At 54.4% G+C, this 25,718-nt stretch carries 24 protein-coding genes; 14 read left to right on the top strand and 10 right to left on the bottom strand.

Features of this window, described 5'->3' with window-relative positions; all coding sequences use genetic code 11:
* The first annotated feature begins 139 nt into the window (after positions 1–139).
* A complete protein-coding gene (gene nudE, locus IP582_RS23215; RefSeq protein WP_041851386.1) occupies positions 140–700 on the top strand; it encodes an ADP compounds hydrolase NudE in 561 nt (186 codons plus the stop codon).
* 99 nt (positions 701–799) lie between these two features.
* Here nudE and mrcA read toward each other — a convergent pair whose 3' ends face one another.
* The gene (gene mrcA, locus IP582_RS23210) at positions 800–3,352 is read right to left on the bottom strand and encodes a peptidoglycan glycosyltransferase/peptidoglycan DD-transpeptidase MrcA (protein ID WP_079497005.1); all 2,553 of its coding nucleotides are present in this window, start codon (positions 3,350–3,352) and stop codon (positions 800–802) included.
* Positions 3,353–3,472: 120 nt separating this feature from the next.
* On the opposite strand from mrcA, the gene IP582_RS23205 reads away from it, so the two are divergent.
* The 12 genes from IP582_RS23205 (at position 3,473) to trpS (ending at position 13,618) form a co-directional block, all read left to right on the top strand.
* Complete coding sequence (locus IP582_RS23205) at positions 3,473–4,258, top strand: DNA utilization protein HofM (RefSeq protein ID WP_193794536.1); 786 nt, start codon at positions 3,473–3,475, stop codon at positions 4,256–4,258.
* Positions 4,259–4,266: 8 nt separating this feature from the next.
* Positions 4,267–4,797 (top strand): PilN domain-containing protein, encoded by a 531-nt coding sequence (locus IP582_RS23200; RefSeq protein ID WP_193794535.1) that lies wholly within the window; start codon positions 4,267–4,269, stop codon positions 4,795–4,797.
* Positions 4,781–5,245 carry a hypothetical protein gene (locus tag IP582_RS23195; RefSeq protein ID WP_193794534.1) on the top strand — a complete coding sequence of 155 codons (465 nt, stop codon included), beginning with the start codon at positions 4,781–4,783 and terminating at the stop codon, positions 5,243–5,245. Before IP582_RS23200 ends, IP582_RS23195 begins: the two co-directional genes overlap by 17 nt.
* Complete coding sequence (locus tag IP582_RS23190; RefSeq protein ID WP_228007928.1) at positions 5,232–5,588, top strand: HofP DNA utilization family protein; 357 nt, start codon at positions 5,232–5,234, stop codon at positions 5,586–5,588. The genes IP582_RS23195 and IP582_RS23190 overlap by 14 nt, the downstream gene beginning before the upstream one ends.
* A complete protein-coding gene (gene hofQ, locus IP582_RS23185) occupies positions 5,551–6,789 on the top strand; it encodes a DNA uptake porin HofQ (protein ID WP_193794533.1) in 1,239 nt (412 codons plus the stop codon). Before IP582_RS23190 ends, hofQ begins: the two co-directional genes overlap by 38 nt.
* Before the next feature lie 294 nt (positions 6,790–7,083).
* Entirely contained in the window at positions 7,084–7,605 is a 522-nt protein-coding gene (aroK, locus tag IP582_RS23180) for a shikimate kinase AroK (RefSeq protein ID WP_035892101.1), read from the top strand.
* A gap of 55 nt (positions 7,606–7,660) precedes the next feature.
* Positions 7,661–8,749 carry a 3-dehydroquinate synthase gene (gene aroB / locus IP582_RS23175; protein WP_047372833.1) on the top strand — a complete coding sequence of 363 codons (1,089 nt, stop codon included), beginning with the start codon at positions 7,661–7,663 and terminating at the stop codon, positions 8,747–8,749.
* A gap of 90 nt (positions 8,750–8,839) precedes the next feature.
* Positions 8,840–10,165, top strand: coding sequence for a cell division protein DamX (gene damX / locus IP582_RS23170; RefSeq protein ID WP_193794532.1), 1,326 nt, complete (start codon positions 8,840–8,842; stop codon positions 10,163–10,165).
* A 123-nt stretch (positions 10,166–10,288) separates the two neighbouring features.
* Entirely contained in the window at positions 10,289–11,110 is an 822-nt protein-coding gene (dam, locus tag IP582_RS23165; RefSeq protein ID WP_193794531.1) for an adenine-specific DNA-methyltransferase, read from the top strand.
* 79 nt (positions 11,111–11,189) lie between these two features.
* Positions 11,190–11,867 carry a ribulose-phosphate 3-epimerase gene (rpe, locus tag IP582_RS23160; RefSeq protein WP_041851394.1) on the top strand — a complete coding sequence of 226 codons (678 nt, stop codon included), beginning with the start codon at positions 11,190–11,192 and terminating at the stop codon, positions 11,865–11,867.
* Positions 11,860–12,621: a phosphoglycolate phosphatase gene (gph, locus tag IP582_RS23155; protein WP_041851395.1), complete on the top strand. Its 762-nt coding sequence runs from the start codon at positions 11,860–11,862 to the stop codon at positions 12,619–12,621. The genes rpe and gph overlap by 8 nt, the downstream gene beginning before the upstream one ends.
* The gene (gene trpS / locus IP582_RS23150) at positions 12,614–13,618 is read left to right on the top strand and encodes a tryptophan--tRNA ligase (protein WP_041851396.1); all 1,005 of its coding nucleotides are present in this window, start codon (positions 12,614–12,616) and stop codon (positions 13,616–13,618) included. Before gph ends, trpS begins: the two co-directional genes overlap by 8 nt.
* A 114-nt stretch (positions 13,619–13,732) precedes the next feature.
* On the opposite strand, the gene IP582_RS23145 is transcribed toward trpS, so the two are convergent.
* The 9 genes from IP582_RS23145 to nirB all read right to left on the bottom strand — a co-directional run bounded on the left by IP582_RS23145 (position 13,733) and on the right by nirB (position 24,106).
* Positions 13,733–14,464: a GntR family transcriptional regulator gene (locus IP582_RS23145; RefSeq protein ID WP_041851397.1), complete on the bottom strand. Its 732-nt coding sequence runs from the start codon at positions 14,462–14,464 to the stop codon at positions 13,733–13,735.
* A gap of 96 nt (positions 14,465–14,560) precedes the next feature.
* Entirely contained in the window at positions 14,561–15,346 is a 786-nt protein-coding gene (gene frlD / locus IP582_RS23140; RefSeq protein ID WP_193794530.1) for a fructoselysine 6-kinase, read from the bottom strand.
* Entirely contained in the window at positions 15,343–16,173 is an 831-nt protein-coding gene (frlC, locus tag IP582_RS23135; RefSeq protein WP_193794529.1) for a fructoselysine 3-epimerase, read from the bottom strand. Before frlC ends, frlD begins: the two co-directional genes overlap by 4 nt.
* A gap of 50 nt (positions 16,174–16,223) precedes the next feature.
* Complete coding sequence (frlB, locus tag IP582_RS23130) at positions 16,224–17,246, bottom strand: fructoselysine 6-phosphate deglycase (RefSeq protein ID WP_041851400.1); 1,023 nt, start codon at positions 17,244–17,246, stop codon at positions 16,224–16,226.
* A 21-nt stretch (positions 17,247–17,267) separates the two neighbouring features.
* On the bottom strand, positions 17,268–18,608 hold the full coding sequence (gene frlA / locus IP582_RS23125; RefSeq protein WP_193794528.1) for a fructoselysine/psicoselysine transporter FrlA: 1,341 nt from the start codon (positions 18,606–18,608) through the stop codon (positions 17,268–17,270).
* A gap of 313 nt (positions 18,609–18,921) precedes the next feature.
* A complete protein-coding gene (gene cysG / locus IP582_RS23120; protein ID WP_193794527.1) occupies positions 18,922–20,286 on the bottom strand; it encodes a siroheme synthase CysG in 1,365 nt (454 codons plus the stop codon).
* A gap of 74 nt (positions 20,287–20,360) precedes the next feature.
* Positions 20,361–21,170 (bottom strand): nitrite transporter NirC, encoded by an 810-nt coding sequence (gene nirC / locus IP582_RS23115; RefSeq protein WP_079497016.1) that lies wholly within the window; start codon positions 21,168–21,170, stop codon positions 20,361–20,363.
* A 69-nt stretch (positions 21,171–21,239) separates the two neighbouring features.
* A complete protein-coding gene (gene nirD, locus IP582_RS23110; protein WP_193794526.1) occupies positions 21,240–21,566 on the bottom strand; it encodes a nitrite reductase small subunit NirD in 327 nt (108 codons plus the stop codon).
* Positions 21,563–24,106 (bottom strand): nitrite reductase large subunit NirB, encoded by a 2,544-nt coding sequence (gene nirB, locus IP582_RS23105; protein WP_041851405.1) that lies wholly within the window; start codon positions 24,104–24,106, stop codon positions 21,563–21,565. Before nirB ends, nirD begins: the two co-directional genes overlap by 4 nt.
* Before the next feature lie 240 nt (positions 24,107–24,346).
* Here nirB and IP582_RS23100 point away from each other — a divergent pair, with 240 nt between their 5' ends.
* Entirely contained in the window at positions 24,347–25,642 is a 1,296-nt protein-coding gene (locus IP582_RS23100) for a cytosine deaminase (RefSeq protein WP_193794525.1), read from the top strand.
* The last annotated feature ends 76 nt before the right edge of the window (positions 25,643–25,718 follow it).

Below are 25,718 nucleotides of genomic sequence, written 5' to 3'. Positions count from 1 at the left end.
CAACCTCTTGACTTTTGGGTTTATTTGGGAAATAGCTTTTGCTAAGTTACAGGAATGTAAATGAGGCGCGAAGAACATTGCCGAAACAGTGTCGCATGTCGCACAATAATGCCAGTAATCTCTGGAAAGACCGATAATAATGAGCGAATCATTGCAAAAACCCACCATTCTTAACGTTGAAACCGTCGCGTCTTCACGACTTTTTAACGTCGAAAGTGTGGACCTGGAATTCAGCAACGGCGTACGTCGTGTCTATGAACGTATGCGTCCCTCGTCACGTGAAGCGGTGATGATCGTGCCTATTGTAGACGATCATATCATTCTCATTCGCGAATATGCTGTGGGTACCGAATCTTATGAGCTGGGATTTTCCAAGGGATTGATCGATCCCGGTGAGAATATGTATGAGGCGGCCAACCGCGAGCTTAAAGAAGAGGTGGGTTTTGGCGCGAAGGAATTAACGTTCCTGAAAAAACTCAGCATGGCTCCGTCTTATTTCTCCAGCAAAATGAATATCATGGTCGCTGAGGATTTATACCCTGAGTCGTTGCCCGGTGATGAGCCAGAGCCGTTACCGCAGGTGCGTTGGCCACTGGCTCATTTAATGGACTTGCTGGAAGAGCCTGATTTCAATGAGGCCCGCAATGTAAGCGCACTGTTCTTGTTAAGAGAGTGGCTTAAAGGGCAGGGCAGGTTATAAAAAAAGCGCGTAAGCGCTTTTTTTTATGTCTGTCAGAACTGCGGCCCGCCCGGATAAAACGTTTTTGCGTCCCATCCGGGGAGCCCTGGCAGGCTTTTATCAGAACAATTCGTGCGTCTCGCCATTATCAATAATGGTAGTTCCCACTTCGTGCACGGCCTGCTGTGTCGGTTGCGTCCCGTCAATAAAATACTCCTGACGGCTGCTGCCTCCACTTGCCAGTTGCCCTGTACTCCGGTCGATATTTACCGTCACTATACCTGGCGGTGGCGTGAGCGGTTGCTCCGGTACGCCATTGAGAACAACCTGCATGTAAGCATCCCATGCTGGCTGCGCACTCTTCGCGCCGCCTTCGTAACCCGAGATCTGATCTTTGATAGCGCCCGACGCGGAGGTGCGTCCCAGATCGCGACGGTGATCATCAAAACCGATCCAGACCGACGTCACTACGCCCGGACCATAACCGGAGAACCAGGCATCTTTCGAGCTGTTGGTGGTCCCGGTTTTACCACCGATATCATTACGTTTGAGATCGCGACCTGCGCGCCAGCCTGTGCCTTGCCAGCCTGGTTCACCGAAGATATTACTGTTAAGCGCGCTCTTGATTAAAAACGATAGCGGCGTACTGATCACGTGCGGTGCATACTCCTGACCACCGCTCTTCACCACCAGATCCTGATTGGCTTGCTCCAGTTGCGGCATCGGTATGGAAGGATTTTGCTGCTCCTGAGAGATAGCGACGTTTTCCATATCTTTGTTTTCCAGCACGTCTGATTTCGGCGTATCCCCATAAATCACCGGGATATTACACTCCGCGCAGGCGACCTTTGGCCGGGCTTCGAACAGAACATTACCCTGATCGTTTTCAATTTTGGTAATGAAGTACGGATCGATGAGGAATCCGCCGTTCGCCATGACTGAATAGCCGCGGGCTACCTGCATGGGCGTGAACGATGCGGAACCCAGCGCCAGCGACTCTGTGTGCACGATGTTTTGTGCCGGGAAACCGAATCGCTGTAAATACTCGGCGGCGTAATCGACCCCCATTGCACGCATAGCGCGTACCATCACCACGTTCTTCGACTGCCCCAGCCCCTGACGCAGGCGAATTGGCCCGGCATACTCATCTGGCGAGTTTTTCGGACGCCAGTCGGAACCCGCCCCTGCATCCCAACGGGAGATAGGCACATCGTTCAGGATACTGGCCAGCGTCAGGCCTTTGTCCATCGCCGCGGTATAAAGGAATGGTTTGATGTTAGAACCAACCTGACGCAGCGCCTGGGTGGCGCGGTTAAATTTGCTTTGATTGAAATCGAAGCCGCCAACCAGCGCCAGCACGGCGCCATCGTGCGGGTTGATGGAGACCAGGGCGGAGTTAACATCCGGCACCTGGGCCAGCCACCAGCCTTCATTTACCATGCGCACCCAAATCTGCTGACCTGCCAGCACCACATCGGTCACTTTGCGTGGGGTTGGGCCCTGTGCGGTGTCAGAACGATAAGGCCGTGCCCAGCGCATTCCGTCCATATGCAGTGATACGGAGGTCCCATCGCCCAGCATCGCGGTAGCTTCTTGCGCATTGGCGGCCGTCACGACAGCCGGCTCCAGCGGCCCATAGGTCGGCAACGCTTTTAGGGTGTCGGTGATTTTTTTACTGTCCCAGGCGCTTTCGCCCGGTTTCCACAGCACATTCGACGGGCCGCGATAACCGTGACGCATATCGTAGTCCATCACGTTATTGCGCACGGCATCCTGTGCCGCCAACTGCACTTTACGGGTGATGGTGGTGTAAACACGATAACCGTCTTCGTATGCTTTATCGCCGTAGCGATTCACCATCTCCTGACGCACCATCTCTGAGAGGTACGGCGCCGAGAAGGCAATTTCCGGCGCATGGTAATCCGCATCAATGGCTTCGCCACGCGCCTGGTCATACTGCGTCTGGCTGATGTAGCCCTCGCTCAGCATACGGGCCAGCACCACATTACGACGGGCCGTTGCGCGGTCAAGCGAATAGAGCGGGTTAAAGGTGGATGGCGCTTTGGGCAACCCGGCAATGACCGCCATCTCACTCAGGGTGAGCTGGTCGACGGGTTTGCCAAAGTAGACCTGTGCCGCCGCACCCACACCATAAGCACGATAACCGAGGTAAATCTTATTGAGGTAAAGCTCGAGGATCTCGTCTTTATTCAATAACTGCTCGATGCGGATAGCCAGAAACACTTCCTTGATTTTACGCATCAGCGTGCGTTCCGGACTCAGGAAGAAGTTACGTGCGAGCTGTTGCGTGATGGTGCTGGCGCCCTGTGAGGCGTGACCAGAGAAAAGCGCTACGCTGGCCGCACGGAAAATCCCCACCGGATCAACGCCATGGTGTTCATAGAAGCGGCTGTCTTCTGTGGCAACAAACGCTTTCACCATTTCAGGCGGAATCTGATTCAGCGTCAGCGGAATACGACGTTTTTCACCGTACTGCGCAATCAATTCGCCGTCGGCGCTATAGACCTGCATCGGGATTTGTAGTCGCACGTCTTTCAGCGTCGCGACGTCAGGTAGCTGCGGCTCAATGAATTTGTACAACCCATAAATCGAGCCTGCTCCCAGCAGAATGCAACACACTGCAAGGATCAATAAATACTTTACGAACTTCACCGGAGGATTCCCATTTAGTTTCATTTGGGCAGTTTATAAACAACCGCGCGGTAGTATAAATGCAAGCCTGATGCATTGATATAGCCGTCATCTTTCCTGGCGATAAGGAGGTCGCGATTTATGGCATTCGGGCACTGGCAGATTGGACTGCATATTCAGCAAGATAGCGTTTTCAGCGTCGCATTAACCCCAGGCAGAACAGGGTGGGCGCTACGCCGTTGGTGGCACATCCCGTTACCATTGGGCACAGTTGAAAACGGGCAGCTTAAAGCACCACAACAGTTGTTGACCACGCTCTTACCGTGGCGAAAATCATTACCGCAGCGCCACCGGGTACGGCTGGCATTTCCGGCAGCGCGCACATTGCAGCGTAAGCTCCCCCGCCCGGTAATGGCCTTGCGGGAAAACGAACTGGCAAGCTGGGTTTCTCACGCCATGGCGCGTGAACTTGAAATGGCAGCGGCAGATTTGCGTTTCGACTATACCGAAGATTCACTGGCGCAGGCCTATAGCGTGACGGCGGCGCAGCATAAAGACGTGGCCGAAATGCTGGAGCTGGCAACCTCTCTGCACCTGAATTTGACCTCCCTGACGCCTGATGCCTGCGCGTTACAGCATCTTGTCCCTTTTTTACCGCCTCCGGCACGTTGTCTTATTTGGGAAGGCGACGCGCAATGGCTGTGGGCAACGCGCACTGGATGGGGGCGCCGGTCGCACGAAGATCAGCCCACCGTAAACGCGCTAAGCGCAAGCCTCGGGCTGGACATTGCCGATATTGCGCTATGCACCGCGGCAACGCCCGATTTTGACCCCTGGAGCGTCCTTGTGCAGCGGCAACCGCCTTTACCGGCAAATGGCATGCGTTTCGCTGTAGCGATTGGCCTGGCCCTGGGAGCGGTTCGCTAATGGAGCAGATGATCAACCTGCTGCCCTGGCGAGAGCAGCGACAACAGGCATGTCGGCGCTTTTGGGGGCAACTGCTGGCATACGTTGTGGGCCTGATGCCGCTGATTACCCTGGTGTTTCAGGTAAAGGCAGGCCAGGACAAGCAGATCGCTACGTTGTGGCTGCAATCTGACGCCCAGATGCTGGCAGCGCTAAAGGCAAAACAGCCGCATTTCCAGGCGCAACACCAGTTGTGGTTAAAACAGCAGGCCAGAATGCAGCGGCACAACCAGACCCGCCAATGGCAGCAACGGCTGGCGGAACTTGCGGAAAAAATCCCCGACAGCGCCTGGCTTACGGAGGTGAATTTTCAGCAAGGGCAACTCAGCGTGTCGGGGATTGCCAGAACTTTTCAGTCATTAAGCGAACTGGAACAGGCGCTGGACACCACAGCCGGTTTTCGTCTTCGCCAAACCGGTTCGACCGGTCGAGATGCGCAAGGGTACTGGCAGTTTCACTATCAACTTAATAAGGAAGATGAGCATGCCGCGCAGCCTTGATCTCTGGTACGCCCTCTCGCCCGTAACCCGTGCCGGGTACGGATTGTTGCTTATGGTTCTTCTCCTGCTTGCGGTGTGGTGGTGGCAGATTAAGCCCACAGCGCGTGAACAAACGGCACGGGAGCAACAGCGCCTTGTGCAGCAGGCGGCATTGCAGGAAAGCTGGCGAGAGATCCTGGCCCTTAAACCACCGGTGATAGCGCATGCTCAAGCAGATATCCCAAAGGCCTTTTCACCGCTGGATTTTCATACTCCTGATGCCCAACTGATTGGCTGGCGTCCTGCCAATCAGGGGGGCGAGATGGTGCTTGAGGCGCAGTGGGTATCGATTCCCCGGACGTTTTCCTGGCTTGCCGAACGGCAAATGCTCGCGCCTGCATTTTCCATCACCGCGCAGGACAAGGCGCTGCGTTTTGTGCTCCAGGTGGAGAGCGATGATGGCGGCTAAACGCATCGCAGCATCATGTTTGTTGGTGCTAATGCTGGCGGGTATGCGTGATCCTTTCAAGCCGCCTCCCGATCGCTGCATGGTCAGTCAGCTTGCGCTTTGGCATTACCAGGGCGTGGTAAGCATGGCTCAGGTCGCGACAGGGATTGTGCGCGATCCCGCCGGGAGATGGCGACGCGTGCAGAAGGGGGAAACGCTTGTGGGAGGCTGGCGCGTGGTGGAATTTAATAAAGAAGAGATGCGCATCGCGACAGGGGAAGGTTGTGAACCCGCGCACTGGCGCTGGAAACGAGAAGGATCTCAGCATGAAAAGAACAGCAGTAGTGGCTCTTTGCCTCTGTAGCCTGGCGGCGAGCGCGGCAACACCCGCCCCCGTGACATTAATGGTGGATGATGTTCCCGTCACCCAGGTCCTACAGGCGCTTGCCGGGCAGGAAAAACTTAATCTGGTGATCTCGCCGGATGTCAGCGGGACACTCTCCTTGCATCTTGTCGATGTTCCCTGGAAGCAGGCACTGAACACGGTGATTGCCAGCGCCGGGCTGACACTACGCAGAGAGGGCAACATCCTGTCTGTGCATTCCGCAAACTGGCAACAGCAACAGTACGATGCGCGTGAGGCGGCACGGGAAAAGCAAAAACAGAGTCTGCCGTTGGAAGAGCGTAGCCTGACGCTGCGTTATGCGCAGGCCAGTGAGTTGGCAAAGGCTGGCGAAAAGCTCCTTGGGCCAAAAGGAACGATCACGGTAGACAATCGGCTCAACCGGCTGTTGCTTCGCGATCATCAGGCCTCGCTTAACGTGCTGGAAAAGTGGGTTGCGCAGATGGATTTGCCCGTTGAACAGGTTGAACTGGCCGCACACATTGTCACCATAAATGAAAAGAGCCTGCGTGAACTCGGCGTGAAATGGGGGCTGGGGGAGGCGACAAAGCCCGGAAAACGCGGGCAGGTGTCATCGCTTTCAAGCGATCTGTCGGTTGAAAGTGCCAGCACCCGGGTCGGTTTTAATATCGGCAGTATTAACGGGCGATTGTTGGATATTGAGTTATCCGCGCTGGAACAAAAACAGCAACTGGAGATCATCGCCAGTCCACGATTACTGGCCTCTCACATGCAGCCTGCCAGCATTAAACAAGGCAGTGAAATCCCGTACCAGGTCTCCAGTGGCGAAAGCGGTGCAACGTCGGTGGAGTTTAAAGAAGCGGTGCTGGGTATGGAGGTGACGCCGACCGTGCTACCTGATAACCGTGTGCGTCTCAAGTTGCGTATTACCCAGAACATGCCGGGCCAGGTGCTTCAGCAGGCTGATGGCGAGGTACTGGCGATTGATAAACAGGAGATTGAAACCCAGGTCGAAATAAAAAGCGGTGATACCCTGGCGCTGGGAGGCATTTTCTCACAAAAGAACAAGCTCGGTTCCGACAGCGTACCAATTTTAGGGGGGATACCCTGGTTTGGCCGACTGTTTCGTCATGATGGTAAAGATAATGAGCGCCGTGAACTGGTGGTCTTTATTACACCAAGGCTCGTGCCAGTTCGTTGATCGATACATATTCTATATCGCTTTTTCTGCCTAACTCGCTACAGGTGTTTGACGTGAGAGATGATTTAGCTTACAAGGAGTACCGATTTGAGCGTCAGCTATCTCCGTCTTACCATAAGTAGTGTTAACGTCTGGTCGGCAATTTATTCAGTTGCCAAACCAGTCTCAGTACTGAGATAATTTTTGGTCTGACTCTCGCACTATCGCATATGAGGTTTCAGTTCATGTCCGGCTTCGCACGGTGTCTACGGAGCGGATTTATCATCAACGAATAGTCTTAGTAGTACCGAAAAAATGGCAGAGAAACGCAATATCTTTCTGGTTGGGCCTATGGGTGCCGGCAAAAGCACTATTGGGCGTCAGTTAGCTCAACAACTCAATATGGAATTTTACGATTCTGATCAAGAGATTGAGAAACGAACCGGAGCTGATGTGGGCTGGGTCTTCGATGTAGAAGGTGAAGAAGGTTTCCGCGATCGCGAAGAAAAAATCATTAACGAGCTAACGGAAAAACAGGGAATTGTACTGGCAACCGGTGGTGGCTCTGTGAAGTCTCGCGAAACCCGTAATCGTCTCTCCGCCCGTGGCGTAGTGGTTTATCTGGAAACCACTATCGAGAAGCAGCTGGCTCGTACTCAACGTGACAAAAAACGTCCGCTTTTACAGGTGGAAACGCCGCCGCGTGAAGTGCTGGAAGCGCTGGCTGATGAACGCAATCCGCTGTATGAAGAGATTGCCGACGTTACCATTCGCACAGACGATCAGAGCGCGAAAGTCGTCGCAAACCAGATTATTCACATGCTGGAAAGCAACTAATTCTGGCGTAATACACAGGCCTGCGGGTTTAAGCAAATAAGGTGGATGTCGCGTCATGGAGAGGATCACAGTCACTCTCGGGGATCGTAGTTACCCTATCACCATCGCGGCTGGTTTGTTCGACGATCCAGCTTCCTTCTCGCCCCTGAAATCCGGTGACCAGGTTATGCTGGTCACTAATGAAACGCTGGCTCCACTCTATCTCGACAAGATTCGCCATGTCCTTGAAACGGCAGGTATCAAAGTCGATAGCGTGGTGTTACCCGATGGTGAGCAGTATAAAAGCCTGACGGTGCTGGACTCGGTTTTCACTGCGCTTTTGCAAAAACCGCACGGTCGTGACACAACGCTTGTCGCGCTGGGTGGCGGTGTGGTGGGCGATCTGACCGGTTTTGCCGCAGCCAGCTATCAGCGTGGCGTGCGTTTCATTCAGGTTCCCACAACGTTGCTTTCGCAGGTCGACTCTTCTGTTGGCGGCAAAACGGCGGTCAACCATCCACTGGGCAAAAACATGATCGGCGCGTTCTATCAGCCAGCCTCGGTGGTGGTGGATCTCGACTGCCTGAAAACGCTGCCTGCGCGTGAACTTTCCTCTGGTCTCGCCGAAGTTATCAAATACGGCATCATCCTTGATGGCGCTTTTTTTGACTGGCTTGAGCAAAATCTGGACGCGCTGTTGCGTTTGGATGGCCCGGCAATGGCGTACTGTATTCGCCGTTGTTGTGAGCTGAAAGCCGAAGTTGTGGCGGCTGACGAGCGGGAAACAGGCTTACGTGCTTTACTGAATTTGGGGCATACCTTTGGGCATGCCATTGAAGCCGAGATGGGTTACGGCAACTGGTTGCATGGTGAAGCTGTCGCTGCTGGAATGGTGATGGCAGCACGTGCCTCCGAGCGTCTTGGGCAGTTCAGTAAAGATGATACTCAACGCATTATTACCCTGCTTGAGCGCGCAGGTCTGCCGGTTCATGGACCGAAGGAAATGACCGCACAGGCATATATCCCGCACATGCTGCGTGACAAAAAAGTTCTGGCCGGCGAGCTACGTTTGGTGCTTCCGCTGGCAATAGGGAAAAGCGAAGTTCGTGGCGGAGTGTCACAAGACGTTGTACTTGGCGCTATTGCTGATTGTCAGCAGGCGTAATTTATTAGAAAGGTCTTGCTGCGCGTGCGTGGCGTTTAACTTCGGGCGAATGCAATTGTTGTTAGCATGAGCCTTTGAGTGGGGTGTTAAATGGATGAATTCAAACCAGAAGACGAGCTGAAACCCGATCCCAGCGATCGTCGTACTGGTCGTTCTCGTCAATCTTCTGAACGTGTTGATGAGCCGCAGATCAATTTTGATGATGTTGAACTTGATGCTGACGAGCGTCGCCCTTCGAGAACACGTAAGACGCGCGATGATCGCGAAGAATACGCAGAAGAAGATTATGAAGCGGAAGAAAACTCACTGGACGAGGAGCGCGCAGAGCGTCGCCCACGTAAGCGTAAAAAGGCCGCCGCCGCAAAACCTGCATCACGTCAGTACGTGATGATGGGGGTCGGTGTTCTGGTGCTGCTACTGCTGATTATCGGCATCGGTTCCGCATTGAAAGCCCCTTCCAGCAACAGTACGGCCCAACAGAGTTCATCTGGCAGTAAAAACATCGACCTTTCGGGGAACGGTAGTGCTGCCGATCAGGCTAATGCCACTCAGCCTGCGCCGGGCACCACGTCTGCAGAACAAACTGCGGGTGCTGCACAGCCGACGACGGGCAATAGCAATGGAGCGCAGGATATTTCCCTGCCGCCCATCTCCTCTACGCCTTCTCAAAGCCAGGCACCTGCAAGCACAGGTGCCCAGCAGCGTCTTGAAGTGCAGGGTGATTTGAACAACGCGCTCACCTCGCCGCAAAACCAGGCGCAGATCAATAACGCGGTGGCAAACAGCACGCTGCCGACGGAACCTGCGACCGTTGCGCCAGTACGTAACGGCGGCGGGAATGCGACTCATACCGCAGCAACCGCAGAAAACCATACGGCAACGACTCGCCCGGAACACAAACAAGCGGTTGTCGAACCGAAACCACAGCAGCAGGTTAAACCGCCGGTGGTGAAGGCAGAGCCGAAAGCTGTTGTTCAGGCTCCGGCGGCGCAACCGAAAGTTGTTGCCTCTGAGCCGGTCAAAGCGCCGACCGTGGCCGCGACGACGCCGAAAGCGACAACCAGCACGACTGCACCTGCGGCACCGGCAGCTACTGCTGCTGCACCTGCAGCCAACGCGAGCGTGGCGACGGGTAACGTGGGCTCACTGAAATCTGCGCCAGCCGACCATTACACGCTGCAGTTGAGCAGTTCTTCTAATTACAACAACCTGAATGCCTGGGCCAAAAAAGAAAATCTGAAAAACTTTGTGGTTTATCAGACAACACGTAATGGCCAGCCGTGGTATGTATTGGTCAGCGGTGTGTATGCCTCTAAGGATGATGCAAAACGCGCTGTCGCTGCACTGCCATCAGATGTTCAGGCTAAGAACCCGTGGGCCAAGCCTATTCATCAGGTACAGGCCGACCTGAAATAATTTCACGTCACAACATCATTCAGGCAGGCCACCCAGGCCTTGCCTGAATGATAACGTGTATAAAGCGCAGGATGCTGTCGGAGCTGTCTCCACAGCCGGAGAGAGTGTAATCAATCATCCAGCATGAAAAAAAATCGCGCTTTTCTGAAATGGGCAGGGGGAAAGTACCCTCTGCTTGCCGATATTGAACGACATTTGCCAAAAGGCGAATGCCTGATCGAACCCTTCGTTGGTGCTGGCTCGGTATTTCTCAATACTTCATTTTCCCGTTACATTCTTGCGGATATCAACAGCGATCTGATTGGCCTTTATAACATCGTCAAAGAACGCGCGGATGAATATGTTCAGGGCGCACGGGAGCTCTTTACGCCTGCGACGAACCAGTCGGAAACTTATTATCAGTTGCGCAATGAGTTTAACCAGAGCCAGGATCTTTTCCGGCGCGCGCTGTTATTCTTGTATCTTAACCGCCACGGCTATAACGGCCTGTGTCGTTACAATCTGCGCGGCGAATTTAACGTACCCTTTGGCCGCTACAAAAAACCGTACTTCCCGGAAGCTGAGTTGTACCATTTCGCTGAAAAGGCGCAAAATGCCTTCTTCTATTGCGAATCCTATGCCGAGAGCATGGCGCGTGCGGATGCGAATTCGGTGGTCTATTGCGATCCGCCTTATGCTCCGCTCTCAGCCACGGCGAACTTTACGGCGTACCATACGAATAGCTTTACCCTGGAGCAACAGGCCCATCTGGCGGCCATTGCCGAGAGCCTTGTGAATAACCGGATCCCGGTACTGATTTCCAACCACGACACCGCGCTGACGCGTGAGTGGTATAGCCAGGCGAAACTGCACGTTGTGAAAGTACGACGCAGTATCAGCAGCAACGGTGGGACACGTAAAAAGGTGGATGAACTGCTGGCGCTCTATCGCCCGGCAACTGTCTGAGCCAGAGCGGCTTCGCCGTCAGAAATGCGTTTGTCTACACCCTGTAAAATGAATGTAGATTCTTCTCAAGGAGATGCGGATGACACAGTATTTGATCGCCCCCTCGATTCTGTCGGCTGATTTTGCCCGTCTGGGTGAGGACACTGCCAGTGCGCTGGCTGCCGGTGCAGATGTGGTTCACTTCGATGTAATGGACAATCACTATGTGCCGAACCTGACCATTGGACCGATGGTACTGAAATCGTTGCGTAAGTACGGTATTACGGCGCCGATTGACGTGCATCTGATGGTGAAACCGGTTGATCGTCTGGTGCCGGATTTCGCCGCCGCCGGGGCAAGCATTATTACGTTCCATCCGGAAGCTTCTGAGCATGTTGATCGTACGCTGCAATTGATCAAAGAGAACGGCTGTAAAGCCGGTCTGGTATTTAACCCTGCCACGCCGCTGAGTTATCTGGACTATGTCATGGATAAGCTGGATGTCATTTTGCTGATGTCAGTGAACCCGGGCTTCGGCGGCCAATCCTTCATTCCACATACGCTTGATAAACTGCGCGAAGTGCGCCGTCGGATTGATGAATCCGGTTTGGATATTCGCCTGGAAGTAGATGGCGGTGTGAAGGTCAGCAACATCGCTGAAATAGCTGCCGCAGGTGCAGATATGTTTGTGGCGGGCTCGGCGATTTTTGATCAGCCGGATTACAAAAAAGTCATTGATGAAATGCGCAGTGAATTGGCAAAGGTAAGTCATGGATAAAATGCAGGTAATTCGTGGGATAGCCTTTGACCTCGACGGTACGCTGGTGGACAGCGCGCCGGGGCTGGCGGCGGCGGTAGATAACGCATTATATGCGCTGGAACTGCCTCAGGCGGGTGAAGATCGGGTCATCACCTGGATTGGTAATGGCGCAGATGTGCTGATGTCACGCGCTCTGACCTGGTCGCTGCAGGAGCGCAACGCGCAACGCGCTGCGTCCGGTAAACCGGCGATTAACCATGCGGATATTCCACAGGAAGAGCAGGCCGTGATGCTGCGTAAGCTGTTTGACCGCTACTACGCTGAGTCGGTTGAAGAGGGCAGTTTTCTGTTCCCTGATGTTGCCCATACACTGGCTGCACTGCACGAAAAAGGTTTCCCGCTGGCGCTGGTCACCAACAAGCCTACGCCATTTGTTGCACCGCTCCTTGAAACGCTGGGTATTGCGCACTATTTCAGCGTGGTCATCGGTGGTGACGACGTGAAAAACAAAAAGCCGCATCCGGAACCGCTGCTGTTGGTGGCGGAAAAGCTGGGTCTGGCACCGAACGAATTGCTGTTCGTTGGCGATTCTCGTAATGATATTCTCGCCGCTCAGGCTGCTGGCTGTTGCTCTGTCGGCATGACCTATGGTTACAATTACGGCGAAGCCATTACATTGAGTGAGCCGGACTACGTGTACGACCGCTTCAACGAATTACTGCCCGCACTCGGGCTCCCGCACAGTGAAAATCAGGACGTGAAACATGACTAAACCCATCGTATTTAGTGGCGCACAGCCTTCAGGTGAATTGACCATTGGTAACTACATGGGTGCGCTGCGTCAGTGGGTAAACATGCAAGATGACTACCATTGCATCTATTGCATCGTTGACCTGCATGCCATCACCGCGCGTCAGGATCCTGAAAAACTGCGTAAAGCGACCCTGGACACGCTGGCGCTCTATCTGGCATGCGGTATCGATCCTGAGAAAAGTACCATTTTCGTTCAGTCACACGTGCCGGAGCATGCACAGTTGGGATGGGCGCTGAACTGCTACACCTATTTCGGCGAACTGAGCCGTATGACCCAGTTCAAGGATAAATCAGCGCGTTACTCCGAAAACATTAACGCCGGTCTGTTCGATTATCCGGTACTGATGGCGGCGGATATTCTGCTGTACCAGACCAATCAGGTTCCGGTCGGCGAAGACCAGAAACAGCACCTGGAGCTGAGCCGCGACATCGCCCAGCGTTTTAATGCGATCTATGGCGACGTCTTCAAAGTGCCGGAGCCGTTCATTCCGAAATCCGGCGCGCGCGTGATGTCCCTGCTGGAACCGACGAAGAAAATGTCCAAGTCTGACGATAACCGCAATAACGTTATCGGCCTGCTGGAAGATCCGAAATCGGTGGTGAAGAAAATCAAACGTGCGATGACCGACGGTGACGAGCCACCGGTCGTGCGCTACGACATCCAGAACAAAGCGGGGGTTTCTAACCTGCTGGATATTCTCTCTGCCGTAACCGGCCAGAGCATTCCGGAACTGGAGCAGCACTTCGAAGGCAAAATGTATGGTCATCTGAAAGGCGAAGTCGCGGACGCCGTGTCCGGTATGCTGACTGAGCTGCAGGCGCGTTATCACCGCTATCGCGATGACGAAGCGTTTTTGCAGAAGATCATGAAAGAGGGCGCGGAAAAAGCCAGCGCCCGTGCGTCTGAAACGCTGAAAAAAGTCTACGAAGCTATTGGGTTCGTGGCGAAGCCGTAAGTCCGCCGGGGCGTATGTTCCCTCTCCCCCAATGGGGTGAGGGGATCGACTGTGCAGGATGGATCCGGATGGTAGCCCTGATAAGACGTTTACGCCGCATTCGGGATCTCTTACCTACGCGTGCTGGTTATCAATCGTTAGCGTAATACGGTTCGCGCGGCAGAAAAGTTCGGAAACATGGACCGGTTTACTGTTTTGATCGAAGGCGATTTTGCTGATGCGAAACAGCGGCTCGCCCAGTTCGCACTTAAGCCACTGCACCTGTGAACGGGTGGCGGCGAAAATATCGATCGTCTTTTTGTCGCTCACTACCCGCGTGTCAAAATGTTTTTGAAATAGCTGATAGGTTGATTCTCCCTCGCTGTAATACGCGTCAAATTGCGGATAGCGTGACAGCGGGATCCATGAGCTGTCGATAAATAGCGGTTCCTTGTCCAGATACATCACCCGGCTTAAGTGGAAAACTTCACTGTTACCCGGAATGTTCAGCTTTTCGCAAAACGGCGCGGCAGAGATACGCGCCTGTTCAATCACCTTTTCTTTCGTCGGTTTGCCCTGCGAGACGCCAAAATCGGTAAAGCCGCTGACGGTCAGCAAGGCATTTTCCACCTTCTGGCTTTGTACAAACGTTCCTTTCCCCTGCCAGCGAATCAACACCCCATCTGCCACCAGATCGCTTATGGCCTTGCGGATCGTGATCCTGCTGACGTTGTACTGCGCGCACAGTTCACTTTCGGTGGGGATCTGTTGTCCGGCTTTGTAGACGCCCTGGGCAATGTCATCCAGCAGGCGCTGGCGAACCGTGGCGTAGAGCAGTTGGTGAGAATAGCGGTCCGTAGCTGGCATGACTCAACCCTGAAAAGAATGGAATAGGGGAATTATAGGGTTGTTTATCAGCGAGTAACAGAGCGCTGGCATGATGCGGCTCATGCCAGCACAGTATTACCATGCGCCGTGGTATTGAATGGTACGCGCCGCGCTGAATGTACCCTGCTCCATTGCCACCGTCAGCGGCCTGCCGCAGGCCACAGCGCAGAGGAAGCCGGCAATAAACGAGTCCCCTGCGCCCATGGTATCGATGACATCAACGCAAGCCGCGGCCTGGCGGTAAAACTGCTCGCCATCCCAGGCGATGCTGCCATTTTCACCCAATGTGACGACAGCGATGCCTGTGCCGTGCGCAACTATCGCCTGCATACGCTCCCTTAACGCCGTGTCCTCCTGCGGCGCCGAGGCGAAGGCAAAATCGAGATGCGGTGGCAGGGTTTGCCAGAGCGGGCTGTCCCATTTATCGGCAAAGTCAAAAGCCGTCAGCTTGCCCGCCGCATGCAGCCGGGGAAAGGCGCTTTCAGCGTGGCCCCAGATAGCGGAGTGAATAATGTCATAGCCATCAAGCCAGGCAAAATCACTCTCCTGCAGAGTGAAATCTGCCATGACACCTTCGGTATAGTCGCCCAGCACCCGATCATTACCTTTCAGCTCTACCTGCGTTTGCGCGGTGACGCCGCGTTTGACATGCACATGGCTGGTGTCGACCCCCATCTTTGCCAGGTCGTCCTTTAACATCCGACCATAGTCGTCTTCGCCAACCCATGTCACGCAGCCAGGCCGCATGCCGTAACGGGTGCTGTAAACCGCTACATTCACCGCATTGCCGCCGGAAAAGGCTTTACCGAGATGCGGATAGATGTCGACACAGTTATCGCCAATGGTCGCCAGCCGTTTCATGCGCTTTCCTCCGGCAGCAACGCGCGAAAGCGCTCCAGCGCCTGACGTGCAAAGAGACGCGGCTCGTTCATGTACATGGTTACCAGCTCGATCGTGCAATAACCGTTGTAGCCGCTGGTGATAACATCGCGCATCAGCTCCCGCAGCGGCATTTTGCCTTCACCGGGGATGTAGTGGCTGTCGCTTGCGCCGTCGCTGTCGACGATGTGCAAATGGCGAAGTTTATTCCCCAACTTGTTGAAGTAACTCATTACCGGCTCGCCTTGCACCCAGGGGGCGCAGATATCAATCATGCTGTACAGGCGTGGCGAGGGGACAAGCGAGAAAGCGCGTAGCACGTCATTGGCATTGCAGACCACGTTGGACTCATAGGGCGTAAGCGGTTCGAGCACCAGATCCATCTCAATGTCCTGCGCATACTCGCACAGTTCATGCAGGTTATCGGCCAGACGCTGCCAGATAACATCCGGTGTGGTCAGATAGCCGGCATGGGCCGCGGAAATCAATGTGAAGCCTGCGCCCATCTCTTTGGCCATATCCATCGCCAGTTTGATCATATCCAGGCTTTCGCGGCGCATCCGTTCATCGCCCAGCATCATATTCCACGGGTAACCATTGGTCTCTGGCGTGTAGCCGATAATGGGCAACTGGTATGTCCGGGCGAGTGCTTTGATTTGCTTAATCCCGCCCGCTTTCAAATCGGGGGCGAAAGCGTGGGGACGCCCGCCCCACAATTCGATACCGTCATAGCCCAGCTCATGCGCGTCGCGAAACGCCTCTTCCACCGGTAAACGCTGGTGACCGCAGGTAAACATGCCTGTTTTCATTGCTCTGCTCCTTTTTAGGAAAACCGGCCCGGTCGGGCCGGATAGCGAAATCAATACTCCACAAGGCCGCCGTAATAGCGACGATCATCCGGGTTGTGATCTTTGTAAATCGACAGGTAGTAGCAGAGCCACTCCATCGGCACGAACATCAAGAAGGGGGCCAGCCATGGGTGCAGGCCCTGGGCAATGTCGGCGTAATCAATCACGATGACGTTATCGGTACGCTCTTTGACGAAACGGATGGCACGCTCAGTGGTGTGGCGGCTTTCGTCATTGCCGAGCAGGAACAGGAAGGGGACGCCAGGCTCCACCACTTCAAGCGGGCCGTGGCGGAATTCCCCGCTCTCAATAACCGAGCCGTGTGTCCAGGTAAACTCCATCAGGGTAACAATCCCTTCCTTGTAGCCCAGCGGGCGCAGCGGGCCGGCGGAAACGGTGTAGATCATCGGCCATGAGCTTGCCTGCTCGCCAAGCTGACGACCTTTCTCTTCCCAGTTACGCACCAGGTAGCCCAGTGCCTGCGGCAGTTTCTGCAGATCGGTTTTGATTTTGCCAATTTCCGCATGCGGCGCGAGGCGGGTCACCATCTCCAGTACCACGCTGTAGCAGAGCAGCAGATGGATTTCCCAGATGCAGTCGGCCTGGTAGTCCACAACATACTCCACCGGGACGGTGATCGGGCTGTCCGGTTTTTTAGTAAAGGCAGCGGTCAGTGCGCCACAGGCACGGCCTAGTTCCAGCGCTTTAATGACCTCTTCGGTTTTGCCGTAATCCGACACCCCTATCACCGCGCAGCGGTTGTCCAGGCGGTGCGGGGTGTTATCGCAAAACTCCCAGCCAGACATCGCGTAAACCTGTAAATCGGAATAACGATCCGCAAGATGCTTCGCCGTTTGCGCAGCGTTGAGCGGCGAACCACAGGCCACGAAATAGATCCGGTCAATGCCGCGACGCAGCATTTCATCAACGATGCCGTGAACGCGGGGAACATCCTGTTGCAGAACTTTCTCCACTTCCGACACCATATTTTCGGTAACCAGGAAATCCACGGTGCTTTTATCAATATCCAACATGTAACGTTTCTCCAGACGGGTTTACGAAAGTGCGGCCAGCCGACGATTGCGCTTTTCCCAGAAGGCATAAGCGGGCAGACCGGTGGCGATAACGATCAGGGCGCAGATCAGACCAGGAATGGGCGCCCAGACAAAAGTAGAGGCGACGAGGATCAGGCTTGAGCAGATGGCAAGGAACGTCATCAGGCCAAACAGAGGCGTGCGCCAGAGCGGTTTGTAGTCGTCGCGTTTGCGACACCAGATAATCGAGCCGAAGGTGAGGGTGTTTTTGAAGCACATCACCAGCGTGAAGTAGCCGAGCAGGCTGGTCAGATCGGAGACGAAGATGAAGAAGATCCCGAGCGCTCCCTGCAAAATAATTGATACATCCGGGGTGTTGTATTTCGGGTGAACATGGGCGAAGCATTTGAAAAACAGCTTGTCCTTCGCCATCGCATACTCCAGACGCGGTTGGTACATCACGCAACTGGAAAGCGAGCCAAGAATAACGATCATCGCAGTGATTGCCACGAAGATGCCCGCCATGCTGCCCAGCGCCGGAATATAGGTCAGGGCGTCGGAGATGGGCGTTTCGGAGGCCGCCAGTTTTTCAAAAGGCATCAGACCGGAAATAACCAGCGCCAGCAGGGAGTAGAGCACCAGAACCAGCAGGCAGGAGCCAATCAATGCGCGCGGCATGGTCTTGCCAGGGTTTTTTATTTCGCCGGTCATATAGCAGATGGAGGCCATACCGGTATAAGACCAACTGGTGGCCGATACGCCCGCCAGCAGTGCCATAATGCCGGAGGCCGCAGTAACGGTGGCCGTAGTTGCTGGCGCGGCGAAGTTGTCGGTTTTGAACCAGAAAATACCCATGCCAATAACAATGGTGAAGGGAATAATCTTGGCGATGGTGATCAGCGTCTGGAAGGCGGCGCCGCCTTCGACGGAGCGCAGATGCAGCAGCATAAACAGGATGATTAACGCTGTCGCCACCAGCTTGCCGGTGAGCGGATCGAGCGGCATCAGGAAGCCGAGATTACTGACCACCGCCAGCGCCATAATCGATAATGAGGGGGCATCGTTGGCCCAGAAGCTGGCCCAGCCGGAGAGAAAGGCCAGCGGACGGCTGCCCGCATTTTTCAGATAAATATAATCCGCGCCGTTTTCAGGGTAGGCGGTTGAGAGTTCGGCGTAGACACACATTTGTGGAATGACGATCAGACCGCCAATCACAAAGGCGAGTACGGTTAACCACGGCGATCCTGCCGCTTTTGCAACTTCTCCCACTGAAACGAAAATACCGGAACCGACGGTTGTCCCGACGGCGATAGCGAGCACGGCCCAGAAGCCGAGCTTGCGTTGAAGTTCCTGGCTTTCCATATCAATACCTTTCTTAGAATGTTGTATGTAGGGTCAAAAGGGTGCCGCCTGAAATCCACCGACAGCCAACGGCTTATTTCAGTATATGACGACACATAATCAATATAACAACACATGATGAATTGTATTGGCGAGAGAGATCACAAATTTGCGACGAGAGAGCAATTGTGACGCTATGCGAGGTTTAAGTTATTGATTTTAATATTTAAATAATCCGGATGGTTTCCGGAATTATGGAGTCGGGCTGCCGGATGCGGCACAAGCGCCTTATCCGGGCTACCTCTGTGAAATGACTAACCTGTGGAAGGAAATGTTAAAACCACTTTAGCTTGTCGCGCAGGCCGACGACGCGGCCAACGATGATAAGCGCCGGGCTGTCTACCTGCCGGGCCAGTTCACCCAGCTCCGTCAAAACTCCGCTGACGACACGCTGTTTTACCGAGGTGCCGTTTTCTACCAGCGCGACGGGCATATCTGCCTGCATGCCGTGCTCAATCAATTTTTCCTGAATGGTCGCCGCCTGGTTCAGCCCCATATAGAAGACCAGCGTCTGTTTTTCTGCCGCCAGATTCGCCCAGTCCAGTTCGCCGCCGGTTTTTAAATGCCCCGTGACCAGGCGTACGCTCTGGGCATAATCCCTGTGGGTTAACGGAATGCCGGAGTAAGCAGAACACCCTGAGGCTGCGGTAATGCCTGGGACAACCGAAAAGGGAATGCCTGCATGGCACAGGGTTTCCAGCTCTTCACCGCCGCGTCCGAAGATAAACGGATCGCCCCCTTTCAGGCGCACTACACGTTTGCCCTGTTGCGCTTCGTGCAGCAGAATCTGATTAATCTCTTCCTGCGGCACACAGTGATAACCCGCGCGTTTGCCAACAAACACCCGGTCGGCATCGCGACGTACCAGATTCATGATTTCATCTGAGACCAGGCGGTCATACACCACCACGTCGGCCTGCTGGATTTGTTGCAACCCTTTGAGCGTCAACAAACCGGCATCGCCCGGGCCTGCGCCGACCAGCACCACTTCGCCACGATGATCCAGCGGCTCGGCAAGCAGTTGCCTGGTAATGGCTTCAACAGCCGGAGGATCCTGATTTGCCAGCGACTGTGCGAGACGGTCATTAACAAACAGTTTTTCCCAGAAGCGGCGGCGCTCGGCAACGCTGGCAAAGTGTTCTTTTACGCGGCGACGCAGTTTGCCAGCATAGCTGGCAACGTACCCAAGATGCTGGGGAAGAACCGATTCAAGTTTTTCACGCAGCAGACGCGCCAGCACCGGAGAGGTACCGCCGGAAGAGACGGCAACCATTAATGGAGAACGGTCAATAATCGAGGGCATGATAAAGCTCGCCTGCTTCGGCGCATCCACCACGTTACAGAAGATACGGCGGGATTCCGCCGCGTCGCTGACCTGCTGGTTAACCGCTTCATCATCGGTCGCGGCAATCACCAGCCAGCAAGGGTCGAGCAGGCGCTCGTCGAAACCGCCTTCTACCAGCGTCAGCATCCCTTCGTTCGCCCACACATGAAACTGGGGAACGAAGGTGAGTGAGTTAACGGTAAGCCGTGCACCAGCATCCATCAAAAGTCGGGCTTTACGTTCGGCAACATCCCCGCCGCCTACCAGCAGGCAGGCGCGGTCGCGTAATTGACAAAAAATGGGTAAATGGTCCACGACATCACCTCAAATACACATCATTCTGCGAGCCACAGGTGCGTTGCCTGCAGCTCGAATTATTTGTGTCTTTATTAATGGGTTGTTATTGGTTGGCTCTTCGCTGTCTGGGTTGCAGACGGACGCTCCGCTTTCGGCGTAGCATACCAGTAACCCAGGCCCATAAACACGGCACCGGAGAAAGTATTGCCCAGGGTTACCCACAACAGGTTATGACCAATTCCAGAGAGGGTATACGCTTCGCTGTGGTGACCAAACCACGAGAGGGCAAACAGCGTCATGTTGGCAACGGAGTGCTCGTAGCCAGAGGCGATAAAGGCCAGCAGACACCACCAGATGGCGAGGAACTTTGCGGCGCCTTCGGTACGAATCGCCATCCAGATTGCCAGGCAAACCAGCCAGTTACACAGCGCGCCTTTAAAGAACAGCACGCCTGCGGGCGCGTTGGTTTTGGCCAGTGCAACGGTATGCACAAGGCTGGTATCCAGCGGCAGTAAGCTACCACCACCCCAGTTATACAGCAGCGCAACCAGAACGGAACCTAACAGATTACCCAGCCAGGTTTGCGGCAGAATGGTCCACATCTGGCCCTGAGTGATGGTGCCTGCTTTCACACCGAGAGTCAGGAACATGGTATGGCCGGTAAAGAGTTCGGACCCTGCGATGATAACCAGTGTTAAGGCGATACCGAAGGTTGCGCCCATCACCAGCGGACGCACTGACGGGTCAAGTAAGTTACCGAGGGTAAAAATCAAAATAATCCCTAAGCCCACATAAGCGCCAGCCATAGCGGAGCTTATCCAGAAACCCACAGGATTATTTGTCGAGAGGCGTGAAATGCGCGCAGCATTAGCCGCACACTTATTAATCGTGTCTGTAAACATAGCGTTGATTACCCAAAGTTAAAAAAGAAAAAGGTTTAAAAAGTGGGGGCATTGCACCCCCACTGAAAATTACGCTTTAAGTTGCACCACACCGTCTTTTACACGGGCGTCGAAGTGGTCGACAGAGTGGCTTTCATCTTCAAGGCACATGCCGTCACGCAGGCGGAAACGCTGTTTTTTCAGCGGGCTGGCGACCCACAACTCCCCGTTGTGCTCGGCAATCAGGCCGCGCGACAGCACGCTTGCCTGAAAGAACGGGTCGATATTGCTGATCGCGTAAACCTGGTCATCGTGACGCGGGCGGAAAATGGCCACCTGTTTGCCATTCAGCAGGGCACAGACGCCTGTTGCCGGGACGATATCGTCAATTTTGCAGATAGTGTTCCACTGGCTCATACGGTTTCCTCCACCATTTTGACCGGGATGCGTTCATATGGCGTTGCCGGACGATGTTGCTCGCGTTCTGCCACAACCTGAACGTTCGGGTCGCGTTTGTCGCTGTTGATAAAGTGTTTGAAGCGAACCTGTGCCTGCGGGTTGTTGACGGTTTCTGTCCATTCGCAGATAACGGCGTCGCGCAGGCGCGCCATTTCGGCTTCAAGCTGGTCGTTCAGACCCAGTTTGTTGTCGATGATGACGCTTTTGAGGTAAGCGATGCCGCCTTCCAGATTATCCAGCCAGGAGGCCGTACGGGTCAGTTTGTCGGCCGTGCGGATATAGAACATCATGAAACGGTCGAGGTATTTGAGCAGGGTTTCACGGTCGAGATCCGCCGCCAGTAAATCCGCATGGCGTGGTTTCATCCCGCCGTTGCCGCAAACATACAGGTTCCAGCCTTTTTCAGTAGCGATAATGCCTACATCTTTACCCTGTGCTTCGGCACATTCACGGGTACAGCCGGAAACGCCAAACTTCATTTTATGCGGAGTGCGGATGCCTTTGTAGCGGTTTTCCAGCTCAACGCCGAAGCCCACGCTGTCCCCCACGCCGTAGCGGCACCAGGTGCTGCCGACGCAGGTTTTCGCCATTCGCAGCGCTTTAGCATACGCGTGACCCGTTTCGAAGCCTGCTTCAATCAACTGACGCCAGATTTCCGGCAGATCGTCTTTCTGCGCACCAAACAAGCCAATACGCTGTGAGCCGGTGATTTTGGTGTAGAGATTAAATTCGCGGGCGATACGGCCTACTTCCATCAGCCCTTCCGGGGTGATTTCGCCACCGGCAGAGCGCGGGATAACGGAGTAGGTACCGTCTTTCTGGATGTTTGCCAGGAAGTTGTCGTTGGTATCCTGCAGCGGCGTGTGCTGCGGTTTCAGAATGTATTCGTTCCAGCAGGAGGCCAGCAGAGAACCCACGGTTGGTTTACACACTTCACAACCGTAGCCTTTGCCATATTTCGCCAGCAATTCGTCGAAAGATTTAATGCCTTCAACGCGAATCAGGTGATACAACTCCTGACGGGAGTAGGCGAAATGTTCACACAGGTTATTGGTGACTTCGATGCCCTGTTTCGCCAGCTCGGCGTTCAGCACCTGGGTGACCAGCGGAATACAGCCGCCGCAGCCAGTACCGGCTTTGGTTTCTGCTTTCAGTGCGGCAACGGTGTGGCAGCCTTTGTTGATGGCGGCGACCAGCATGCCTTTGGTGACGTCGAAGCAGGAACAGATTTGTGCGCTGTCCGGCAGTTTATCCACGCCGATAGACGGTTTGCCGCTGCTGGCGTGTGCTGGCAGGATCAAGGCATCGGGGTTTTCCGGTAGTTCGATAGCGTTCAGCACCAGTTGCAACAGATTGCCGAAGTCGCTGGTGTCACCCACCAGTACCGCGCCGAGCAGGGTTTTGTTGTCAGGACTAACGATAAGGCGTTTGTAGACTTCTTTGCTTTCGTCGAGGTAAACATAGCTGCGTGCGCCCGGCGTGCGACCATGCGCATCGCCGATACCGCCAACGTCCACGCCCAGCAGTTTCAGCTTGGCGCTCATGTCTGCACCCGCAAAGGCGTTAGCATTGCCGAGGATATGATCCACGGCGACCTGCGCCATTTTATAGCCCGGCGCGACCAGACCGTACACATGGCTATTCCAGCTCGCACATTCGCCAATCGCGTAGATATCCGGGTCAGAGGTCTGACAGGTGTCGTTAATCACGATACCGCCACGCTGCGCGACATCCAGCCCACATTGGGTCGCCAGTTTGTCGCGCGGGCGAATACCGGTCGAGAAGACGATAAAGTCGACTTCCAGCTCGGTACCGTCGGCAAAGCGCATGGTTTTACGCGCGCTTGTTCCTTCCTGGACGATCTCTTTGGTGTTTTTGCTGGTGTGCACACGCACACCCATGCTTTCGATCTTGCGTTTAAGCTGTTCACCGCCCATCTGATCGAGCTGTTCAGCCATCAGCATGGGAGCAAATTCAATAACGTGCGTTTCAACACCGAGGTTTTTCAGCGCGCCGGCGGCTTCCAGACCGAGCAGGCCACCGCCGACCACCGCACCACGTTTGCTGCGACGAGCGCAGGATTCGATGGCGTTGAGGTCTTCAATGGTGCGGTAAACAAAGCAATCCTGGGTTTCGGAGCCTTTAATGGGCGGGATCCACGGGTAAGAGCCTGTCGCCATGATCAGTTTGTCATAATAGACGGTACGACCGGCGCTGGAGTGGATCACTTTCTCCTGGCGGTTGATGGTAATTGCACGTTCGCCAACGAGAACGTTAACGCCGTGCTTTTCGTAGTAACCTTCACGTACCAGCGACAGTTCTTCCGCAGTATGATGCGAAAAGTAGGAAGACAGGTGAACGCGATCGTAGGCTTTACGGGGTTCTTCACAAAAAACGGTAATATCGAACTGGCTGGCATCAGCTTTATCGAGGAGATCCTCAATAAAACGGTGGCCGACCATGCCGTTACCGATTATAGCGAGTTTGACTTTGCTCATTTTTGCCTCGATTTCTTTTCTATTACTGCCTACCTTAACGATTCAGCCCCGGCACTTATTGATGCAGGTCAAATACATCTTCACCTACCACTTAATGGGTAGATAATTGATTTTGATGGTTTTTTATAAGTCGCGGATCTGTCAGGCTTTTCAGAATTGTGGAAATTGTGTACAAAAAAAGATGTGAATTTATGGCAATTGCCTGAAACAACGTTTCAGTGATAACCAGGGGGTAGAAGCATGACGGCAACACCACTTTGGCTGGTTCAGAACGTTCATTTACCTGGGCGAAAAGGGCTATGGCAAATCGCGATTGAGAAGGGCCACTTCGGTGACATTACCCCGATGAGCGCCCCACAGCATGAAAGTTATGAAGTCTTAAACGCCAGGGGCGGGCTGGCGCTGCCGCCGTTTATTGAACCGCACATCCACCTGGATACCACCCAAACCGCAGGCGAGCCAAACTGGAATCAGTCGGGAACGCTATTTGAGGGGATTGAACGCTGGGCGGAACGCAAAGCGTTACTCAGCCATGATGATGTGAAAAAGCGCGCCTGGCAGACGTTAAAATGGCAAATGGCGAACGGTATTCAGCATGTGCGCACCCATGTCGACGTCTCCGACCCGACGCTGACAGCGCTCAAAGCAATGCTGGAAGTGAAACGGGAAGTCGCCCCGTGGATAGACCTGCAAATCGTCGCCTTCCCGCAAGAGGGTATCTTGTCTTATCCCAACGGCGCAGCATTGCTGGAAGAGGCCTTGCAGCTTGGCGCGGATGTGGTAGGGGCGATTCCCCATTTTGAATTTACCCGCGAGTATGGGGTGGAATCACTGCATATCGCCTTTGAACTGGCGCAGAAATATGACCGGCCACTGGATATTCACTGTGACGAGATCGACGACGAACAATCGAGGTTTGTCGAAACGGTCGCCGCGCTGGCGCTGAAAATGGAGATGGGCGCGCGCGTTACCGCCAGCCACACGACGGCGATGCACTCCTATAACGGCGCCTATACTTCTCGCCTTTTCCGCTTGCTGAAACTCTCAGGTATCAACTTTGTCGCCAATCCGCTGGTGAATATCCATCTGCAGGGGCGTTTTGATGATTATCCGAAGCGGCGTGGGATCACCCGCGTGAAGGAGATGCTGGCCGCCGGGATTAACGTCTGCTTCGGCCATGATGATGTCTTTGATCCCTGGTATCCACTCGGCACGGGCAATATGTTGCAGGTGCTGCATATGGGTCTGCATGTTTGCCAGTTGATGGGGTATCAGCAAATCGACGATGGCCTGCGGTTGATCACCGATAATAGCGCCAGAACCTTTGGTCTGGATGATTACGGTATTGAGCCGGGTAACCCGGCGAATATGATCATTTTGCCGGTTGAGAGCGGTTTTGACGCGGTGCGATGTCAGTCGCCGGTGCGCTGGTCCATTCGCCAGGGGCGGGTGATTGCTACCACGCAACCTGCGCAAACCTGGATTCAGACGGACAGTGGCGGTGAAGAAGTGGCGTTTTATCGCAAGAGTGAGTGAAGCTAATAGCAGAATGACCACACAATGCGTGGTCAGCCTGCGTAACATATGTTTCAATTGCGTAAAATTAAGTAAA

It is taken from the genome of Citrobacter sp. BDA59-3, from assembly GCF_015167655.1.
Classification (GTDB): domain Bacteria; phylum Pseudomonadota; class Gammaproteobacteria; order Enterobacterales; family Enterobacteriaceae; genus Phytobacter; species Phytobacter diazotrophicus.
Note: the sequence above shows the minus strand (reverse complement) of the source record. Positions and strands in the feature narration are given on the sequence as shown.

What these genes read in the sequence shown, in the direction of transcription:
- nudE (WP_041851386.1), top strand. Translation starts at nt 140, where the DNA reads ATGAGCGAATCATTGCAAAAACCCACCATTCTTAACGTTGAAACCGTC.
- IP582_RS23205 (WP_193794536.1), top strand. Translation starts at nt 3,473, where the DNA reads ATGGCATTCGGGCACTGGCAGATTGGACTGCATATTCAGCAAGATAGC.
- IP582_RS23200 (WP_193794535.1), top strand. Translation starts at nt 4,267, where the DNA reads ATGATCAACCTGCTGCCCTGGCGAGAGCAGCGACAACAGGCATGTCGG.
- IP582_RS23195 (WP_193794534.1), top strand. Translation starts at nt 4,781, where the DNA reads ATGCCGCGCAGCCTTGATCTCTGGTACGCCCTCTCGCCCGTAACCCGT.
- IP582_RS23190 (WP_228007928.1), top strand. Translation starts at nt 5,232, where the DNA reads ATGATGGCGGCTAAACGCATCGCAGCATCATGTTTGTTGGTGCTAATG.
- hofQ (WP_193794533.1), top strand. Translation starts at nt 5,551, where the DNA reads ATGAAAAGAACAGCAGTAGTGGCTCTTTGCCTCTGTAGCCTGGCGGCG.
- aroK (WP_035892101.1), top strand. Translation starts at nt 7,084, where the DNA reads ATGGCAGAGAAACGCAATATCTTTCTGGTTGGGCCTATGGGTGCCGGC.
- aroB (WP_047372833.1), top strand. Translation starts at nt 7,661, where the DNA reads ATGGAGAGGATCACAGTCACTCTCGGGGATCGTAGTTACCCTATCACC.
- damX (WP_193794532.1), top strand. Translation starts at nt 8,840, where the DNA reads ATGGATGAATTCAAACCAGAAGACGAGCTGAAACCCGATCCCAGCGAT.
- dam (WP_193794531.1), top strand. Translation starts at nt 10,289, where the DNA reads ATGAAAAAAAATCGCGCTTTTCTGAAATGGGCAGGGGGAAAGTACCCT.
- rpe (WP_041851394.1), top strand. Translation starts at nt 11,190, where the DNA reads ATGACACAGTATTTGATCGCCCCCTCGATTCTGTCGGCTGATTTTGCC.
- gph (WP_041851395.1), top strand. Translation starts at nt 11,860, where the DNA reads ATGGATAAAATGCAGGTAATTCGTGGGATAGCCTTTGACCTCGACGGT.
- trpS (WP_041851396.1), top strand. Translation starts at nt 12,614, where the DNA reads ATGACTAAACCCATCGTATTTAGTGGCGCACAGCCTTCAGGTGAATTG.
- IP582_RS23145 (WP_041851397.1), bottom strand. Translation starts at nt 14,464, where the DNA reads ATGCCAGCTACGGACCGCTATTCTCACCAACTGCTCTACGCCACGGTT.
- frlD (WP_193794530.1), bottom strand. Translation starts at nt 15,346, where the DNA reads ATGAAACGGCTGGCGACCATTGGCGATAACTGTGTCGACATCTATCCG.
- frlC (WP_193794529.1), bottom strand. Translation starts at nt 16,173, where the DNA reads ATGAAAACAGGCATGTTTACCTGCGGTCACCAGCGTTTACCGGTGGAA.
- frlB (WP_041851400.1), bottom strand. Translation starts at nt 17,246, where the DNA reads ATGTTGGATATTGATAAAAGCACCGTGGATTTCCTGGTTACCGAAAAT.
- frlA (WP_193794528.1), bottom strand. Translation starts at nt 18,608, where the DNA reads ATGGAAAGCCAGGAACTTCAACGCAAGCTCGGCTTCTGGGCCGTGCTC.
- nirC (WP_079497016.1), bottom strand. Translation starts at nt 21,170, where the DNA reads ATGTTTACAGACACGATTAATAAGTGTGCGGCTAATGCTGCGCGCATT.
- nirD (WP_193794526.1), bottom strand. Translation starts at nt 21,566, where the DNA reads ATGAGCCAGTGGAACACTATCTGCAAAATTGACGATATCGTCCCGGCA.
- nirB (WP_041851405.1), bottom strand. Translation starts at nt 24,106, where the DNA reads ATGAGCAAAGTCAAACTCGCTATAATCGGTAACGGCATGGTCGGCCAC.
- IP582_RS23100 (WP_193794525.1), top strand. Translation starts at nt 24,347, where the DNA reads ATGACGGCAACACCACTTTGGCTGGTTCAGAACGTTCATTTACCTGGG.